Below are 17,092 nucleotides of genomic sequence, written 5' to 3'. Positions count from 1 at the left end.
ACGCTGCGCTTCGCCTCAGTCGAGCGGCAACTGAGCCTTCAGCCAGGACGAAACCACGGTCTGCCAACGGTCGGAGTCGGAATTCCAGGTCATCGTGTGAGCGGCATCGAATTCTTCGAGCTGAACGGTGTCGGGAAGCAACCCGGCGAACGAACGCGCGACGCTCAGGGGCGCGGAATCATCGCGGGTGCCGTGCATGACGAGCGTCGGAGTCTTGAGCTCGTGGGCCCGCGCTATCCAGTCGAGCGCGCGGAGGGGAACTGGGGTGGGGAGTCCGATCGCCCGCGAGAGCGGAGCGAGTGTGAGCCAGGGCACGGCGAGCAGTGCAGCCGATGCTGGTAGGCCGGCACGAACGCAGTTCGCCCTGAGCGTCGCGACCCAATCGAGGACGGGTGACTCGAGGACGAGGGCATCGACCTGCCCTCGGCGCGTTGCACCGGCGACGAGCTGCATTGCGATCGCAGCCCCCATGGACCAGCCGAAGAGCACGATTCGTCGGGCTCCATGGTCGAGTGCAAATTGCACGGCTGCATCGACGTCTTGGGCCTCCGTCGCGCCGAGCATCGATCGCCCTGATCCGACGAGCGGACCCTCATCGTCGTTCCGGTAGCTCACGACCAGCGAGGTGTAGCCGAGACCAGCGGTGAGACGCGCTGCGCGAAGGGTGCCCGAGCGAGGGCTGCCCATCCCATGAATGTGGATTGCCCAGGTCGTCGCGCTGTCCCCATCGCCGTCAATGAGCCACGCAGGCGCCAAACCCGCGGGTGTCGAGACCTGAACGTCCAATGCCGCGAGCCCGGCCGCTGCTGGAGTCGAGAAGAAGATCCCGCTCCACGACACTCGATCGCCGCGTGACGGGGCGAGTCCGGGTGACATTCCCGTGAGCCGACGCGCGACCCTGTCCGGCCCACGATCGATGACTTGCTCGGAGAGCTGCGCCCAGCCATTCGCCTCGAACAGCAAGAAGTACCGGCCCGGAGCCGTCGTCTGCCGTGTGCGGTCGAGCACGATGAGGACGGCGGCGTCCTCCTGCTCGACATCGCGAACCGTCAGATCGAAGCGTCGAGCCGACGGTGGCGCGGTCAGCCGGCGTGCGATCAGTCCGCCGAGGCCGATCGCAGAAACGGCCGCAGCGCTGATCGTCCACGCCAGCACTCTCACCGACTGCACCTCTCGGCCCGCCCCTCTCTTCCGCGATGAGACTGACTCACCGCGCCTCCGAGCCAAGCAGATGCGCCTCCGCGCGTTCCAGTAGCTGGCGGTCATCGATCGTCGGATCGAACGTCACTCGGGGATCGATCATCGCGTCCCGAATCTCGACGACCTCGCGGTGCAGCACCGTCTCCGGGTCCTCCGGCCGGACGGTCGTCGGGCCGCGCTGGCTTAACCCTGGGCGGACTCGGTTCGCGGCATCCCACATCGGCGAGAGCTGCTCCACGTAGTCTCGCGTGCGCGCCAGTCGCCTCCTTTCAGCCATGTAGCGCAGAAACGGCTGACCGGCCAGGCCGACGCAGAGGAAGGCGAACGTGAGCAAGAACAGAGGGTAATAGAGGGTCCCGACCCCCAGCATCAGCTTCAGGTTCCCGGCGAGGTGTGCGATATCCATCACGATGACGACGATGCTCAGCGCCACCCCGAGCAGGGCGCCGATGATGAGTGAGGCAGCGGGAAGCCGCTGGATGCCGCTGCGAAGCCGATATTGGCGGATCGCGACCGCTGCCATGGCCGTAATCACGACTCCGAAGTACGTGAACTGGATGATCGAGTAAGCGGCCGCCGCCGGCTGCGCTCCGAGGTCGAGCATGAAGTTGGTGGTGGTCGACCCGCGATCGATGAGCGCGAACGAAACCACGATGCCCACGAGCGCGGTGACCAGCGTGATCGGCCCCAGTGCGATGCGCACAGGAAGCGGGTGATACTCGGCGACTTTCATGATGCCCCGGCCGAGGAAGAACAATCCGACCATAAGCGCGGCATCCGCGATCAGGGTCCCGATGTTCGAGCCGCCTAGTGCCGCGTCGACCGCCACGTACACGGCGTCAATGCCGAGGGTCATGGCGATCGCGATCGTGGTCGCCGCATAGGTGATGCTGCGTTCTGCTCGCCGGCGGCGAAGGACGAGCAGGCTGATCACCAGCACCCACATCAGCGCCGCGATGATCGGCTGGATCATCCGAATATCTCCAGATAGCGAGACTCCGCGAACGCCGACCCTCTGATAGCGGCTGCCAAATGATCAGCGAGCGACTCGGCGGCGATCTCGCTCTCGCTGTCCAGATCCTTCCTCGCCAGAAGGCGTCGACGAGTGTGCGGAGGAATGTCGGGAAGCAATGAATCGTCGTTGGAGAAGTCCTCGTCGTCACCATGGCCCAGGAGCATGTGCGCGAACTCATGCAGGACGAACTGCTGGCGGTGCAGGAGCGACTCGGTTGGGGCGTGGATGACGATGTCCTCGCTTTCCTTCACGAACCACAGGGCGCAGATCCCGTCTTGCTCGCCGAGGTCAGCCAGTTCGACTACTCGAAGAGTCCTTCGACGACGTTCTTGAAGGACGCTGACCAAATCATCGAAAGTGAAGGCGCTGCCGAGCGCGAGATCTTCCATGGCTGTAGAGACAGTCCGTTCGATATTCACGTGTCATCACTCCCTTCCGGGAGCATGCGCGCGGTCGGCGCGGCGAGGACCGGCGTGGGCGCTGCTCAGGTTTGTGTCATGTCGTCATCCAGGAACTTGCTGATCGCTTGCAACGCCTTCGGTGAAACATCGCCCAGTGTGCGCGCAGCATACGACTTCACCTTCGCGGCGCGCATCGAGCGGACAAGATCGAGCTGCGCGTGAACCTTCTCGGGGATCGGTGCCCCCTCCTCACCCAGAAGGAACGGCGCATCGACGTCGAAGAACGCCGCCAATCCGTCGACGATGAGGGGATCTCTCACGTAACGGTGCCCGTTCACCATGTACGTCCAACGCGATCGCGAGAGGTTCGCTCCCCGCGCCTCGAGGAACGACGCAATCTGCGCATACGTCGGTTCGGCGCCGGACTCCGCTATGGAGACATCCAGCAGGAGTCTGAGGCGCCTCGCAAGATCGGCCGCCGCCGCTCCGTTTTCGTCTTCTGTCATGTCTACTGGACCACCCATCGCCCTCGGGCAGGCAAGGCATCGTCGCTCGATTGATAACGCAGCCCATTGGTTGGGCATGATCAAACTACTCGTTGCGCATGATCAACACAAGGTATTGCGCATGCTCAACCAATGGTGCTAGACCAGGAGCAGGCGAGCATTTGAGCATGCTCAATTGGAGGCGACCCAGGACCGGATTCGATCCACCAGTGCGTCGGCCACCCGCCGGCACTCAGAGCGCGTCGCTCGGCCATCTGCCGAACGACCAGAGCTTGCACTCCCCCATTCTGATGACCCCGCCACGGCGGTGCGGTCTGACGGAGTGCCTCTTCTGCTCCCCATGGAGCACCTACGTGTCACGTAGCGCGCATCGCGGCGCGCCGTCACTAGGGAAGGTGAACGCCGTGTCCGACCAGTCGACAAGGTCCGATTCCGAATCCAGGCTCAGCCAGTTGCACGACCGACTCGTGCAATCCGTCGAAGCCCTCATCGACAGCGACGACTGGAAGCGCGCACTCGAGTTCGCGGCCAACTTCCGCTCGCGGTCTTTCAACAACACACTGCTGATCTGGGCGCAGCACAGCGCCGCGTTCGAAGCCGGCACTGTGTCGGAGCCGATGCCGACGTACCTCGCAGGCTTCAAGCAGTGGGAGGACCTCGGGCGCAGGGTCATCGCGGGTCAACACGGTTACATGATTCTCGCCCCCAGGACTGCGCGATTCGCGACGTCTACACCGATGGATGCCTCGTCCTGGCGCCGACTCGAACTGCGCGAGCGCCCTCGACCAGGCGAGGCCGTGCGCTCAGGAGTGGTCGGTGCTCGGCCGGCCTACGTGTGGGACGTCGCCCAGACGAGCGGCGCGCCGATTCCCGAGCAGCCCCGCCCCCAGCTGCTCCAGGGCGCAGCTCCTCCAGGCCTGTGGGATGGACTCGCGGGGTTGATCGAGCACGAGGGGTTCAGGGTGTCACTCGTGGCTGATGCGACTCGGATCGACGGCGCAAACGGCCAGACCGACTTCGTCAGCCAGCGTGTGAGCATTCGAGAAGACATGGATGCCGCAGCCAGGACGAAAACGCTGGCGCATGAGCTCGCCCATATCCGACTGCATGGGCCGGATCACCCTGGGCTCACGCATCGCGGTATCGGCGAGGTGGAGGCCGAGTCGGTTGCACTCATGATCGCGGCGGCCCACGGCATGGACACTCGCGACTACACGGTGCCGTACGTCGCCGGGTGGGCGACGACGGTCCCCGATGCAAGTGCCGTGGCCGTCGTGCAGCGGACCGGGGAACGCGTACGGCGTGCAGCAGTTGCCATCCTGGACGCCCTTCCGACCGAACAGGTCGGCGCGGGAAATCCGCCCGGTTTGGATCGCTCGGGGCCCGCCGCAGATCTCTCTCGTGCGGGTGCTACCCGGCCACCGAGTCGACGCGGCGCGCTGCACGTCGGAGCGCGGGGGCTGTCATGAGCATTGCCGATGTGCTCATGACGGTCGCTCGCCTCGGCACTCGCGAGGCCGCGTATGAGTTCGCTGCGGCGGGCCTGCCGATCTTCCCTTGTGAAGCCGGCGGCAAACGACCGCTGACTCGCGCCGGCTATCTCGACGCCACTCGCGACATCAACGCGGCTTCCGATTGGTGGCGACGCTGGCCTCAAGCGAATATCGGGATGCCGACGGGAAGACTCTCGGGCATTGACGTCGTCGATGTCGATGTCAAAGGCGAGACCTCCGGCTTCCCTATGCTCCACCGCGCCGTCGACGAGGGTCTCTTGGAAGGCGAGATTGCGCGCGTTCGCACACCGTCGGGCGGCATGCATATCTACTTCCCCTCTACGGGGCCAGACTCGCAACGATGCTGGCAAGCAGCGGGCGCTCACATCGACTTCCGCGGCGACGGCGGCTACGTGATCGTGCCCCCTTCGGTCGCCGTGGTGCAGAGCGGAGTAGCCGCCTATCGCCCCTTCTCACTTTCGTCCGCGCCCGCGCAGCCGATCGACGCCGCCGCACTGCGAGAGTTCCTCGATCCCCGGCCAGTCCGGCAGGAACGCGCCGCGGCCGGCGCAGTCAGCGGCGAAGATCTCGCTGTGTGGATGGCGAGGCTGCGGGAGGGCGAGCGCAACCACGGGCTGTTCTGGGCCGCGTGCCGATTGAGCGAATCGGGCGTGATCGCAGAGGCCATCGTCGAAGTTCTCGGTCCAGCTGCAGAGCGCATCGGACTGGACGCGCAGGAAGTCGAGCGCACCGTCTCCTCGGCGTGCCGCCACACACACTCCGCCCGCCGCGACGGCACGGCTCCGCGAGCCACGAATCACACCCCTCCGTCCGCGTCATGCAGCGGGCCGAGGAGGCTCCGATGAACCGAACTGGACCAGGCGGGATCCGGCTCGCGATGCTGACCGCGGTCGTCGGGACAGTATTCATCGCGGCCGGAGCCTTCTGGTTGTCGTTCACGTCGCTGGCCGACCTCGCACGGCGATCCGGCTTGGGCGGCGAGCAAGCATGGGCCTGGCCACTGATCGTCGATGGGATCATCGTCGTCGCGACCGTGGCCGTGGTCGTTCTCGGTGGATCACGGGGTGCGTGGTACCCGTGGATGCTGCTCTTCGCGGGCGCCGTGATCTCGGTCACCGGCAATGCCCTGCATGCTGTCGTAACCGCGACATCCGAGGTGCCGCTCGTGCTGGCAGCCGCAGTCGCCGCGATCCCTCCGCTCGTCCTGCTCGCGATCACACATCTCACTTCGGTGCTGACTCGGCACGCATCTGTGCCGGCGCTCTCGCCGGCGAGCGTGCCCCTCAAGGCCGAAATGACGCTCGACGTCGACTCCACGCCCCCGACAGATTCCAGCGCTGGACCGGTGGGCGCCGTGGAGCTGCACGCATCGGGTTGGTCGAACCGAGCGATCGCCCGACACCTCGGCGTGCACCCCTCGACCGTCGGCAGATGGCTTCGAGACCACGTGGCTGGACCGCAACCGCAGAGCGAACTACCAGAAGGGGGCTGAGCCATGGACGACCGATATGTCGACGAGGGAGCGGACGGGGGTCGGGAGCCGATCGGCGATCGGCCGACCGATCGGATGCCGGAAGGCCTTGAGCACGACGCGCATCGCCGTATTCTCCATACAGCCGAAGGGCAGGCGCAGGCGCCTCGCGGGATGCTGTCTGACCGCGGAGTCGCATGGGTCCGCATCTCTGACCTCATCAGCTCCGGCGCCGGCCGAGTCGCGGGCCGCGGCATCGACTTCGAGGCGGAGCTCGCGCGTCGCCTGCGACACCCCGCGGATGTCACGCGCCGCGCGATCCGTGATCGCAGCTCATCGCTGCCACCGCTCGATGCGTTCGGTCGGAGCCGTCCGCGCAGCGGGCACGAGGCACTCGGATCGAGGTGACGAGATGTATTCGGACTCCAGCCAATGGTCGGTCGGCCGTGCGGAGGACGCGGCGCGCACCTCTTCAACAGGAGGTGCATCGATGCAAGATTCGATCAGGGAGCGCGAGCTCACGTATGAGGACTCGGAAGGCCTGCGCGCAGTCCTCGAACGAATCAGCGGCAGCGAGGGCTCCTCATGGCAGTCCGATCCAGAAGTCGCACAGCTGATGACCTACGCGGCGCGCAGATATGCGGCGCTCGCGCGCAAACACGGACTGGATCCCTGGGAAGCGGCCGGATTCGCGTTCGATGCCATGCGCGGGGCATCCACGCGTCGTGCCGAGGATCCCTGGGCCATCGTCACGCGGGCTGTGCAGGTCACATGCGTCGCCGAGGAGCGGGCACGGGGACTCATGTGCTCCGTCCACCAGGCCCGCCGGCCGCGGTACTCAGTGTTCCATGACGCGGAGCGATTCAGCGACCGCGAGAATGCGCTCGTCGACTATCACCCCGCGTTCCGAGTCGACCCTCCGGACGACGAGTATGACGACCGATCCTCGCTGGTCGAGTCGGCGGTCGAGGACACGATCGCGCTGCTCAACCTCGTCGGTTGGCCGGCCGACACGGCTCGCGCCGGAGTGGAGTACATCTGTGCTCGGCTCGCCGACGCTACCTCTCGCGCATCCGCCTTTGAGCAGCTCCGGCGCGACCACGCTGCTCGAGCGCTTCTCGACCTCCGCCAGACCTCATGGCGGGCAATGCTCCGTGCACTGCTCGGTTGCCCCGATCCCGCTCAGGAGCACACGGCGGCCGGCCGCGGAATCCTTCTGCGTCTCTTGGTGGGGGAGTCACTGGAAGCCCTTCTGCACGACGATCGCCTCCTTGCGGACCTCCTCAGAAATCTGCCCTGCCGACGATCATGAAGCAACAAGGCCACATCGAGCTTGAAAGATCCGTCGACTCCATCCGCGTCGGATCGCGGCACCGCCTCGACCTGGGCGACATCGACGCCCTTGCCGACTCGATCGACCACCGAGGATTGCTGCAGCCCATCACCGTTACACCGGAAGGCGTGCTCGTGTGCGGCGCCCGACGACTCGCCGCGCTGCGTCAGCTCGGCGTCCGAACGGTCAATGTCTGGGTAAGGGCCGGCATCTCGGATCGACTCACGCAGCTCCTGGCCGAGCAGGACGACAACGCACTCCACAAGCCGCTGTCACCGACCGAAGCGGCTGCGCTCTACCGAGAGAGCAAGGCACTGCTGGTCGAGGATGCCGCGCGGCGCCAGAGCTCGTCTCGCTTCGGAGCCAGCGCCGAAGCCACTGGTCCGAGCGGTGCCGTTACGCTAACGGCACCGGCCAAGAGGAACGACGGAGACACTCGAACCCAGGCCGCACTGCTCGTCACGGGACGCCGCTCGTTCACCACGCTCGAGCGCATCGGTCGGTTGCAGGAGATCGCCTCAGACGAGACCGTCACCGTTGAGATCCGTGATCGAGCGAAGGCTGAACTCGCCGCCATCGAAGGCGGGGCCCCGGTCTTGCCGGCCTTCCGCAGAGTGAGCGGGACTCAGATTCTGGCAGAGCTCGACGCTGTGGCGGACTCGACCGATCGGTCGCCCGATACGCGGACCGCCGCCGCCGAGGCTGCGACGCAGATCCGGGAAGGCAACGAGCCATCCTGGGGTGAAGACCCCCGGCAGTTCGCGATCAAGGCGCTCGGCCGCACCCAGGTCGATCGGCCCGCGATCAGCCTCGCTCGGCGCCCCATACCCGCCGAGCTGAAGCGATTCGTCTTCACCTGGGACGACCTTGCCGACTGGTGGGACACCTACGACCCGTCGGTGATCGCTTCCGGTCTCACCGACGACGAATGGCATCGGTTCGAGCAGACTCTTGACGGGACGATCGCGTTCGCTGCTCGGGTTCGTGAACTTCGCCGAGACGCATCAACCGTCGAGCGACGCGTCGGCTGAATCGTTCCCGCGGGTGTGCGCGCGCACCTTTCCCTCGACTCCTTGCGGTACGACTCGACGGGATACCAAATGAACGCTGTGCGCCGCCGCCGAACGATTGTGGCCATGACCATCTCAGTCATCGGCATCTTGGCCCTGCTCGTCGGCGTCGGGGTCTATGGCCTTCTTCGAGGACCGTCCGCAACGCGGAACTCGGCGACGCCAACCAGCTCGGACACCATTGCGCCGACCACCGCACCCGTAGCAGAGCCGCGGCCGCTTGCGCCCTCCCCGCACTCCGAGGTGTTCGCCCGGACTGTTGCAGCCCGGCTCTTCACCTGGGACACCCGGAGTTCTGCAGGACCCTCCGAATGGGCGCAGGTACTCATCGACGTCGGGGATGACGAGGAGGTTGCGGGGCTGGCGTCCGACGTTCGCGCGTATCTGCCCTCGCCGGAGCAGTGGGAGCAGATCAGCACGTATGGCACCCGGCAGTGGCTCACGATCGGCTCCGTACGCGTTCCGGACTCTTGGGCGACTGCTGTCGCGCAAGCCGCGCCGGGGCAGCTTCCGCCTGGGGCGATCGCGTACACGATCGCCGGCACACGGCATCGCGCCGGCACATGGGCCGACCAGCCTACGACCACCGAAAGCGCCGTGACGTTCACTGTCTTCATCGCGTGTCCGCGTGCCGAGGACTGTCGGCTACTTCGACTCTCGCGCCTGGACGAGCCGCTCGGGTGATGCGATGGCGAAGCTCTTCGGCATCGTTCTCGTCCTCGTCCTCGCCGTGCCTTCCGTCGGGCTCGTCACGGTAGCGACAATCATGAGCCCAGCCATCACGTCCTGCACCGTCTCCAACCTGCTCATCGGCACGATCCCCGAGTCACTGACCACCCGAACCCGAGACGGCCACACCGTCACCCTGAACAGACAGCAGCTGACGCATGCGGCGTCGATCATCACAGTCGGCGCGCAGACACCCGGTGTCGGTCGCGCCGGCGTCCTCGTCGCGCTGATGGCCGGGCTCACCGAGTCGACACTTCGGATGCTCGCCAACTCGGCGACCTACCCGGAATCGATGACCTATCCCAACGACGGCGATGGCTCGGACCACGACTCGCTCGGCATCTTCCAGATGCGGCCGGCCGCGGGCTGGGGCGGCGTCGCCGACTTGATGGATTCGATCTACCAGGCGCGAGCCTTTTACGGAGGGCCGAGCGGCCCTAACGGTGGATCGCCACGGGGCCTGCTCGATCTCGCCGGATGGCAGTCGCTCGACCCGGGCGTCGCCGCTCAGTCCGTCGAAGTCAGCGCGTACCCGGACCGCTACCAGAACTATCAACCCGTCGCGGAGGCGATTCTGCAGGGACTGACCCGTGCACCATCGACGGCGGGTGATGGCGGTGGCGTCCTGGTGCCCGAGACGACGCGGGTGGTGTTCCCTCTCACTGCGAACAGCTACACCGACACCTCCAGCTACGGGTGGCGCACCGACCCGTTCACCGGCAAACGCACCTTCCACGAGGGCAGCGATCTCGCCGCCCCGGGCTGGACCCCAATCCTCGCGATCGCTGACGGTGTCGTCACCTTCACCGGCCACCGCGGCGGCTACGGCAATCTGATCATCCTCGAGCACACCGTCGGTGGTGAACGCGTCGCGTCGTACTACGCGCACATGTGGGATGACGGCGTGCACGTCGCAGTCGGCAGTACGGTCGCGGCCGGCCAGCACATCGCAGACGTGGGCTCGTCCGGGCGGTCGTCGGGCGCGCACCTGCACCTCGAGATCCACCCAGGAGGGGAAGCATCCCCATCGGTAAATGCCGTCGAATGGCTCGCCGAACACGGCGCCGAGGGCCTCACGGGTGCGGGTGTTGTTCCCGCCGGCTGCATCGCATCCAAAGGATGACCATGGACGTGTTCCCCGACTTCGGAGCCGTGGGCGGCGCCGCCCAACTGCGCGAGATCGTTGGCGCGCTCATGATGTTCGCCCTCATCACCTCGGTACTCATGCTTGTCGTCTGCGCCGTCGCGTGGGCGTTGGCGGCCAGCAACGGCAACTACCAGACCGCTTCTCGCGCCCGGATGGGCGTCTGGCTAGCGTGCGGAACCGCCGCACTGGCCGGTGCGGGAGTCGCCCTGGTGAACTTCCTCCTCGACGTCGGCGCCAGCCTGTAGCGGTCCCGCTACGTCAGGTAGCACTGGCGCTCCTCTCTTGCGACACCCATTCCGTCAACCGAGGAGCGCATCGTGATCGACATCGACCCGAACGGCACAGGGCTTCCTGGCATCGAGCAGCTTCGTGTCATCGTCGGCGCCGCGATGACCATCGGCCTCGTGCTCGCTGTGCTCGCCCTCATCGTCGCGGCGGTCGTCTGGGGCTTCGGCGCCAACTCGTCCAACCCCCACCTGGCCTCGCGCGGAAAGACGGGCGTGCTCGTCGCCTGCGGTGCCGCGATCGTCTGCGGCGCCGCAGTCACGCTCGTCAACTTCTTCTGGGGCGTCGGACAGACGGTCTGAGCTGATCCGCGATCGAGGGGCGTGCGATGAGCAGCGTCTGCGAAGTTCCAGTGATCGCCACCGTCTGCGACGCGGTCGGCGACAGCACCGCCTCGCTCATCGCCGCGCCGTTCGACTGGCTCGCCTACGCGATGGGTTCTGCGGCCGCCTGGCTGTTCGAAGCAGTCTGGAGCGCGTTCGACAGCACGACCTTCGTCGACATCAGTGCCCCCGGGTATGTCGATGTGTTCAACGTGCTGTTCGGTGTGGCCGTGTTCGTCACACTCATCTTCTTCTGCCTGCAACTCATCACGGGGCTCGTGCGACGCGACCCGGGTGCCCTCTCCCGAGCGGGTCTCGGACTGGCCAAGGCGATCCTGGGATCCTTCGTCGTCATCTCGCTCACCGGCCTGCTTCTCGAGATCACGGACCAGCTCGCGGTCGGTATCGTTCAAGCGACCGGCAACACCATGGCCGGCATCGGCGACCGGATCGCCCTTCTGGTCGCGGGACTTGCCGCGATCAATATCGCGACGCCAGGTGTCGGCGCGATCGTCACGATCTTCCTGGCGGGTCTGGCGATCAGCGCCGCCGCCATCGTGTGGTTCTCGCTCCTGATCCGCAAGGCACTTCTCCTGGTTGCGATCGTCTTCGGCCCGATCGCCCTCGCCGGCGCCGCATGGGACACGACGAAGGGGTGGTTCGGGAAATGGGCCGCGTTCGTCGTGGCGCTGATCTTGTCAAAGCTCGTCCTGGTCGTCATCTTCCTGGTAGCTGTCGCCCAGGTGTCTGCCCCCATCGATGCGGACCTGGCGTCGATCAGCGACCCGATCGCCGGCATCGTGCTGATGTTCATCGCCGCGTTCGCGCCCTACATCACGTACAAGTTCCTCAGCTTCGTCGGCTTCGACATGTACCACGCGATGTCCAGCGAGCAGGAGGCGAAGTCCTCCCTCAACCGGCCCGTCCCTGTTCCGACCGCACCGATGGCGGACAGCGCGGCGAAGATCTTGGGTGCTGCCGGGAAAGGCGGTGCCTCCGCTACCGGCGGTGGCGCAGCATCCAGCGCCGCCCCTGCCGCGGGCGGGGCAACGACGGCGGGCGCGGTCGGCTCCGGCATCGTCGCCGGCGCGGTTGTGGTTCACGGGGCAGCGACTGCCGGGCCGAAAGTGGGCGGCGCGGTCGCTCGGACGGCGGATGCCCCGATCGACGGCGCCGGTGCGACTGCTCCCCTGCCAACAAATCGTGCGGTCGGCAATCTGCATGACGCGCCCGCGGTGGGCGCCGCGCCCTCGCATGCGTCATCCGCGCCCCGCCCGCCCGCGCGGCTGCCCGAACGTCAAGGAGGACCCAGGCCGTGACTCGACCAGATCCGAGCTCAGCGTTCGAGTTGGGGGCGGTTCAGTTCTCTCGCCTGACCCGTCGCGGCATCCTCCTCGGCCTCTCCCTTCCTCAGCTCATTGCCGTCTCGATCGCCCTGCTGACCGTCGTTGTGTCGCTCTACACGTCCGGCGCGGGCGCGGTGATGTGGACGGCGCCGCTCTGGGGATCGGCACTCCTGGTCGCGACCGTCGGCGTGGGCGGCCGAAAGATCGTCGAGTGGACGCCCATCCTCTACCGGTGGGCGCATCGCGTGGTCTTCGGGCAGCTCAGCTACCGCAAACGGGTCGAGCGTCCACGCCCGGTCGGGACACTCGCTCTCCCCGGGGATGCGGCCTCCCTCCGCGAATGGCTCGATGCCGAATCGGGTGCGGTGATGATCCACGACCCCCACCTGCAGACGCTCACCGCGGTCCTCGCGATATCCCACCCGGCCTTCGTTCTCCTCGATCCGGCCGAGCAGCACCGCCGGGTAGCAGGGTGGGGTCGCGTGCTCGCGGGATGCTGTCGATCCGGCCGCATCTCACGGCTGCAGGTATCCGAACGCACGCTCCTCGACGCGGGGACGGGGCTGGAAGACTGGTGGCATCACCACGGCGTCGATGACGACAGTTGGGCCGCCGCGACCTATCGCGAGCTCATCGAGCGCGCGGGACCCGCCGGCGAAAGGCACGCGACCACCGTCAGCATCGCTCTGGACATGACGGCGGCGGCACGGCAAATCCGCGCGAGCGGTGGCGGCATGCGCGGCGCGGCAAGCGTCCTCCGACAGGAGATGACCGCGCTCACCTCAGCGCTTCGAGCCGCTGACCTTGGCATCGGGGACTGGCTCGACCCGAGCGACCTCGCCGTCATCCTGAGGTCGGCGTACGATCCGGCGGCGAGTCTCGATCTGGAGCGGCATCCGCCCACCGGACGTGTCCTCTCGGATGCCGGGCCGCTCGCCGTCGCGGAGAGCTGGGAGGGCCTGCGCACCGACACGGCGCACCACACGGTGCTGTGGATCAGCGAGTGGCCCCGCTCGCAGGTCTTCCCGGGCTTCCTCTCTCCGCTCGTGCTCTCCAACGGCGTCCTCCGCACGTTCGCGCTGCACTACATCCCGGTGCGTTCCGATCACGCGGCACGCGACATCCGTCGAAAGAAGACGGAGCTGATCAGCGACGCGCACCAACGGCGACGCATCGGACAGATCGAGGATGCCGCGGCCACCGCCGAGTTCGACGACGTACTGCAGCAAGAGGCCGACCTCACCGCCGGTCACGGCGTGCTGCGCGCCATCGGCCTCGTCAGCATCTCGGCGGCGACACACGCGGAACTGGACGTCGCCGTCGCCTCGGTCGAACAAGCCGCGATCCAAGCATCGTGCGAGGCCCGGAGACTCGTCGGCCAGCAGGCGCAGGCGTTCACCGCTGCCGCGCTCCCCCTCTGCCGACCGGCATGACACGTACCGGCTGAATCGAGTGGACAGGACAAGGTCATGGAACGAAACGAAGACGCCCACCGCGTCGCTGCGCACGCCTCGAGCGGGATGCGCGACCTCGCGCACTCGACGATCGTGATCGACGACCCGGCTGATCTCTACCCGTTGATCGGCGAGGTTCTCAGCACGGTCCGATCGCTCGCCCAGATCACCGATCAGCTCGCCCGTGCACACATGCACCATCGCGGGAGTGCTCGCACCGATGATGGCGACGCGACACTTGGCGGGCGAACGTCGGACAGTGCGGCATGGGCTCTCACTCGCGCGCGCGAGCTGCTCGACGCCGCCGAGGGAGCCATCGATCAGGCATCCAAGGACGCGGGACAAGTGATGTGGATGCCGGCATCCCGCACTGAGCGCTGGGTGAGCGTCGTCTTCCTGCAGGGCGCGGACGCAGACCAGATGCTCGGGCTCATCCACCAGCACGGTGCTGTGTCCGCGATCAGTCATCTTGTGCAGTGGGATCGCGGGGACGAGACCACCGAGGCCGCGCTCGTCAACGGCTACGTCTATGAGGGGATCCCGACGTGTCCGACGGATGTGGTCGCCGAAGACCACGAGATGGGATACGCGCTGAAGTACAACGGGACGTTGGGTTACGTCAGCTTGCTGCGGCGCGATCAGCGGGATGCCGTCGAGCACCGCCCGGTCGAGTCGGTTCAGACCCCGGTGGCATCGAGCACGTCGTGGTTCGTTCCGGCGTGGTTCGCGTCACCGCGGCCCGGTCTGAAGGACCACGTGCGGAGCCTGTCATTGTGATGGGCGACGAGCATCTTCACGCGACGACGCTGATCAATCCGCGCGAGGAGCATCGCCGGGACCGTCGCGGTCGCGAACGCGTGGTCGCCCGGCTCCAGACCGATGCGCGCAGGGCGGGTGCGCGCGAGGCGAAGAACCAATTGGCCCTCGAGCGGGCCGAGGCGCGAGCATCCGCGTACCTGCCCGCCTCCGGCGAGCCCGGTCGCGCCGCCTTGCGTACGCCCGGTCGGCTGCGCCTGCCCAAGCATCAGGACACCTCGGCCACGCTGGCGGGGCACTACCCATTCCTCGCCGAAGCGGGCCTGGGCTCGGCCGGGGTCTTCATCGGACAAGACCTCTACTCCGGAGGCTCATTCGTCTACGACCCGTGGGTGCTCTACCAGCGTGGGCTGATCACCGCCCCGAATGTGGTGCTCGCCGGGATCGTGGGATCGGGCAAGTCCTCGCTCGCCAAGTCGCTCTACACTCGCTCGCTTCCGTTCGGTCGACGAGTGTATGTCCCCGGCGACCCCAAGGGTGAGCACACCGCGGTCGCTGAAGCTGTCGGCGGCCGAGCGATCATCCTCGGCCACGGGCTCCGCAACCGTCTGAACCCGCTCGATGAAGGACTCCGGGCATCCTCGCTGTCCGACGCGGAGTGGGCCGCGCAGATCGCGGCCCGTCGACGAGACCTGATCGGCGCTCTTGCCGAGACGGTGCTCGAGCGTTCGCTCACGCCACTGGAGCACACCGCGATCGACCTTGCCCTCACCGACGTCGTACGCAGTGCGGATGTGCCCATCCTGCCCATGGTCGTCGAGCGGATCCTTTCCCCCGCCCCCGCCGCGGGACGTGACGACCGCTTGGCCGAGGACGGCCGGCTCGTGGGGCACGCCCTCCGGCGCCTCGTGGCGGGCGACCTCGCCGGCCTTTTCGACGGGCCGTCCACCGTACGATTCGATCCGTCCCTGCCGATGGTGTCGCTCGATCTGTCGCGGGTGGCCGAGAACTCCACCCTCATCTCAGTCCTGATGACCTGCTCGTCAGCATGGATGGAGTCGGCACTGGCCGACCCCGCCGGCGGGCAGCGCTGGGTGATCTACGACGAAGCGTGGCGGCTCATGGCTTACCCCTCGCTTTTGCGGCGCATGGATGCCCAATGGCGGCTCGCACGTCATTACGGGATCGCGAACATGCTCATCTTTCACAAGCTCTCCGACCTCGACAACGTCGGCGACTCCGGTTCAGCGATGCGCGCCCTCGCCTCATCGCTCCTGGCCAACGCCGAGACGCGCATCGTGTATCGGCAGGAACCCGATCAGCTCGGCGCAACCGGGGCTGCACTCGGTCTGACCCGCACCGAGATGAACCTTCTCCCGGCCCTCGGCACCGGTCAGGGTCTCTGGCGGGTGAAGGACCGCAGCTTCGTCGTGCAGCACCAGATGCACCCGGACGAACTCGCCGTCTTCGACACCACCGCCCGCATGACGGGATAGCCGCGGGTGCGACCCACGCACCTGTTCAACACAAAAGGAGGCATCATGGCCGACTCGTTCTCCGAAGACCGACTCGCCCGCATCACCCTGGCCGCGGCTTCCGAACCCGGCGACGCCGTGACCGGCGCTCTCATCGCCAGAGTGGGGGCCGTCGAAACCCTCGCGCTCGTGAGCGCCAGCGGGCCGCTGCCGGGGGCGATCGACCCCGCGGAAGCCGGTCTATGGCGGCGCCGGCTCGCACCCCGCCTCGACCCCGGGCACGGGGACCGCATCCGGGAGGACATGAATCGTCGCGACCTCACCGTCCTGACCGTCGAAGATCTGAACTGGCCCGCGGAACTGCAGCAGCTCGGCACTCATTCACCGATCGCGCTCTGGCTGAGCGGCCGGCCGAGCAGGCTCGAAGGCGCGACCGCCAACCGGATCGCACTCATCGGAGCGCGCGCCGCCACCAGCTACGGAGAGCACGTTGCCACTGAACTCGCCGCTGACCTCGCCTCCCAGGGGCGGATCATCATCTCGGGTGGCGCCTACGGCATAGATGGGGCCGCCCACCAGGCGGCGATGGCAGCGCATCCAGGTGCCACCGTCGCGGTACTCGCGACGGGTCTCGACCGGCTGTACCCGGTCGGCAACCAGCCCCTGTTCGACCGAATCAAGGAGTCCGGCGGTCTGCTCGTCAGCGAGCTGCCCCCGGGATCTGCACCCACCCGCTGGAGATTTCTGCAGCGCAACCGACTTCTCGCCGCCCTCGCCGGCGCCACCGTAGTGGTCGAAGCCGGGTATAGATCCGGCTCGCTCAACGTGGCAGGGCAAGCACACTCGCTGGGAAGACCGATCGGCGCCGTACCCGGACCCGTGACGAGCGCTGCGAGCGCCGGTTGCCACCGGCTCCTGCAGGAAGGGATCGCGACCATCGTCACCGACGCGCGAGACGCGACCGACCTTCTCGACTCCACGAACACGACGAGCCCGGATCGTTTCGTCGACTTCTCCTCATCTCCGGGTCGCCCGCGCCGCCTCGAACCCGACATCAGCCTCTGATG

At 67.0% G+C, this 17,092-nt stretch carries 18 protein-coding genes; 14 read left to right on the top strand and 4 right to left on the bottom strand.

Going from position 1 to position 17,092, the window contains the following annotated elements:
• Window positions 1–15: 15 nt before the first annotated feature.
• From JX005_RS01255 to JX005_RS01240, 4 genes are all read right to left on the bottom strand, one after another.
• Complete coding sequence (locus tag JX005_RS01255) at window positions 16–1,161, bottom strand: alpha/beta hydrolase (RefSeq protein WP_307858469.1); 1,146 nt, start codon at window positions 1,159–1,161, stop codon at window positions 16–18.
• Between the two features lie 46 nt (window positions 1,162–1,207).
• The gene (locus tag JX005_RS01250) at window positions 1,208–2,173 is read right to left on the bottom strand and encodes a DUF6545 domain-containing protein (protein WP_214465589.1); all 966 of its coding nucleotides are present in this window, start codon (window positions 2,171–2,173) and stop codon (window positions 1,208–1,210) included.
• Window positions 2,170–2,604 (bottom strand): hypothetical protein, encoded by a 435-nt coding sequence (locus tag JX005_RS01245; protein ID WP_246533391.1) that lies wholly within the window; start codon window positions 2,602–2,604, stop codon window positions 2,170–2,172. Before JX005_RS01245 ends, JX005_RS01250 begins: the two co-directional genes overlap by 4 nt.
• Window positions 2,605–2,699: 95 nt before the next feature.
• Entirely contained in the window at window positions 2,700–3,122 is a 423-nt protein-coding gene (locus JX005_RS01240) for a hypothetical protein (protein WP_214465587.1), read from the bottom strand.
• Between the two features lie 353 nt (window positions 3,123–3,475).
• Here JX005_RS01240 and JX005_RS01235 point away from each other — a divergent pair, with 353 nt between their 5' ends.
• From JX005_RS01235 to dprA, 14 genes are all read left to right on the top strand, one after another.
• Entirely contained in the window at window positions 3,476–4,591 is a 1,116-nt protein-coding gene (locus tag JX005_RS01235) for an ArdC-like ssDNA-binding domain-containing protein (protein ID WP_307858485.1), read from the top strand.
• A 17-nt stretch (window positions 4,592–4,608) separates the two neighbouring features.
• Window positions 4,609–5,481 (top strand): bifunctional DNA primase/polymerase, encoded by an 873-nt coding sequence (locus tag JX005_RS01230; RefSeq protein WP_214465585.1) that lies wholly within the window; start codon window positions 4,609–4,611, stop codon window positions 5,479–5,481.
• Complete coding sequence (locus JX005_RS01225) at window positions 5,478–6,128, top strand: DUF2637 domain-containing protein (protein ID WP_246533389.1); 651 nt, start codon at window positions 5,478–5,480, stop codon at window positions 6,126–6,128. Before JX005_RS01230 ends, JX005_RS01225 begins: the two co-directional genes overlap by 4 nt.
• A 469-nt stretch (window positions 6,129–6,597) precedes the next feature.
• Window positions 6,598–7,419 (top strand): hypothetical protein, encoded by an 822-nt coding sequence (locus JX005_RS01220; protein ID WP_214465584.1) that lies wholly within the window; start codon window positions 6,598–6,600, stop codon window positions 7,417–7,419.
• Window positions 7,416–8,471 carry a ParB N-terminal domain-containing protein gene (locus JX005_RS01215; RefSeq protein WP_214465583.1) on the top strand — a complete coding sequence of 352 codons (1,056 nt, stop codon included), beginning with the start codon at window positions 7,416–7,418 and terminating at the stop codon, window positions 8,469–8,471. The genes JX005_RS01220 and JX005_RS01215 overlap by 4 nt, the downstream gene beginning before the upstream one ends.
• Before the next feature lie 105 nt (window positions 8,472–8,576).
• Window positions 8,577–9,194, top strand: coding sequence for a hypothetical protein (locus JX005_RS01210; protein WP_246533388.1), 618 nt, complete (start codon window positions 8,577–8,579; stop codon window positions 9,192–9,194).
• On the top strand, window positions 9,139–10,362 hold the full coding sequence (locus tag JX005_RS01205) for a M23 family metallopeptidase (RefSeq protein ID WP_307858468.1): 1,224 nt from the start codon (window positions 9,139–9,141) through the stop codon (window positions 10,360–10,362). The genes JX005_RS01210 and JX005_RS01205 overlap by 56 nt, the downstream gene beginning before the upstream one ends.
• Complete coding sequence (locus tag JX005_RS01200) at window positions 10,359–10,631, top strand: DUF6112 family protein (RefSeq protein ID WP_372447303.1); 273 nt, start codon at window positions 10,359–10,361, stop codon at window positions 10,629–10,631. The genes JX005_RS01205 and JX005_RS01200 overlap by 4 nt, the downstream gene beginning before the upstream one ends.
• A gap of 72 nt (window positions 10,632–10,703) precedes the next feature.
• On the top strand, window positions 10,704–10,973 hold the full coding sequence (locus JX005_RS01195) for a DUF6112 family protein (protein ID WP_214465581.1): 270 nt from the start codon (window positions 10,704–10,706) through the stop codon (window positions 10,971–10,973).
• Between the two features lie 26 nt (window positions 10,974–10,999).
• Entirely contained in the window at window positions 11,000–12,313 is a 1,314-nt protein-coding gene (locus JX005_RS01190; protein ID WP_214465580.1) for a TrbL/VirB6 family protein, read from the top strand.
• A complete protein-coding gene (locus JX005_RS01185; protein ID WP_214465579.1) occupies window positions 12,310–13,773 on the top strand; it encodes an SCO6880 family protein in 1,464 nt (487 codons plus the stop codon). The genes JX005_RS01190 and JX005_RS01185 overlap by 4 nt, the downstream gene beginning before the upstream one ends.
• Window positions 13,774–13,809: 36 nt before the next feature.
• A complete protein-coding gene (locus tag JX005_RS01180; RefSeq protein ID WP_214465578.1) occupies window positions 13,810–14,571 on the top strand; it encodes a hypothetical protein in 762 nt (253 codons plus the stop codon).
• The gene (locus tag JX005_RS01175; protein ID WP_214465577.1) at window positions 14,571–16,046 is read left to right on the top strand and encodes a putative type IV secretion/conjugal transfer ATPase; all 1,476 of its coding nucleotides are present in this window, start codon (window positions 14,571–14,573) and stop codon (window positions 16,044–16,046) included. Before JX005_RS01180 ends, JX005_RS01175 begins: the two co-directional genes overlap by 1 nt.
• A 45-nt stretch (window positions 16,047–16,091) precedes the next feature.
• Entirely contained in the window at window positions 16,092–17,090 is a 999-nt protein-coding gene (gene dprA / locus JX005_RS01170) for a DNA-processing protein DprA (protein ID WP_214465576.1), read from the top strand.
• The last annotated feature ends 2 nt before the right edge of the window (window positions 17,091–17,092 follow it).

Origin of the sequence: Microbacterium flavescens (assembly GCF_018588945.1) — a bacterium.
Taxonomy (GTDB): domain Bacteria; phylum Actinomycetota; class Actinomycetes; order Actinomycetales; family Microbacteriaceae; genus Microbacterium; species Microbacterium flavescens.
Note: the sequence above shows the minus strand (reverse complement) of the source record. Positions and strands in the feature narration are given on the sequence as shown.

What these genes read in the sequence shown, in the direction of transcription:
- JX005_RS01175 (WP_214465577.1), top strand. Translation starts at nt 14,571, where the DNA reads ATGGGCGACGAGCATCTTCACGCGACGACGCTGATCAATCCGCGCGAG.
- JX005_RS01250 (WP_214465589.1), bottom strand. Translation starts at nt 2,173, where the DNA reads ATGATCCAGCCGATCATCGCGGCGCTGATGTGGGTGCTGGTGATCAGC.
- JX005_RS01225 (WP_246533389.1), top strand. Translation starts at nt 5,478, where the DNA reads ATGAACCGAACTGGACCAGGCGGGATCCGGCTCGCGATGCTGACCGCG.
- JX005_RS01230 (WP_214465585.1), top strand. Translation starts at nt 4,609, where the DNA reads ATGACGGTCGCTCGCCTCGGCACTCGCGAGGCCGCGTATGAGTTCGCT.
- JX005_RS01240 (WP_214465587.1), bottom strand. Translation starts at nt 3,122, where the DNA reads ATGACAGAAGACGAAAACGGAGCGGCGGCGGCCGATCTTGCGAGGCGC.
- JX005_RS01245 (WP_246533391.1), bottom strand. Translation starts at nt 2,604, where the DNA reads ATGGAAGATCTCGCGCTCGGCAGCGCCTTCACTTTCGATGATTTGGTC.
- JX005_RS01210 (WP_246533388.1), top strand. Translation starts at nt 8,577, where the DNA reads ATGACCATCTCAGTCATCGGCATCTTGGCCCTGCTCGTCGGCGTCGGG.
- JX005_RS01180 (WP_214465578.1), top strand. Translation starts at nt 13,810, where the DNA reads ATGGAACGAAACGAAGACGCCCACCGCGTCGCTGCGCACGCCTCGAGC.
- JX005_RS01220 (WP_214465584.1), top strand. Translation starts at nt 6,598, where the DNA reads ATGCAAGATTCGATCAGGGAGCGCGAGCTCACGTATGAGGACTCGGAA.
- JX005_RS01190 (WP_214465580.1), top strand. Translation starts at nt 11,000, where the DNA reads ATGAGCAGCGTCTGCGAAGTTCCAGTGATCGCCACCGTCTGCGACGCG.
- JX005_RS01200 (WP_372447303.1), top strand. Translation starts at nt 10,359, where the DNA reads ATGACCATGGACGTGTTCCCCGACTTCGGAGCCGTGGGCGGCGCCGCC.
- JX005_RS01215 (WP_214465583.1), top strand. Translation starts at nt 7,416, where the DNA reads ATGAAGCAACAAGGCCACATCGAGCTTGAAAGATCCGTCGACTCCATC.
- dprA (WP_214465576.1), top strand. Translation starts at nt 16,092, where the DNA reads ATGGCCGACTCGTTCTCCGAAGACCGACTCGCCCGCATCACCCTGGCC.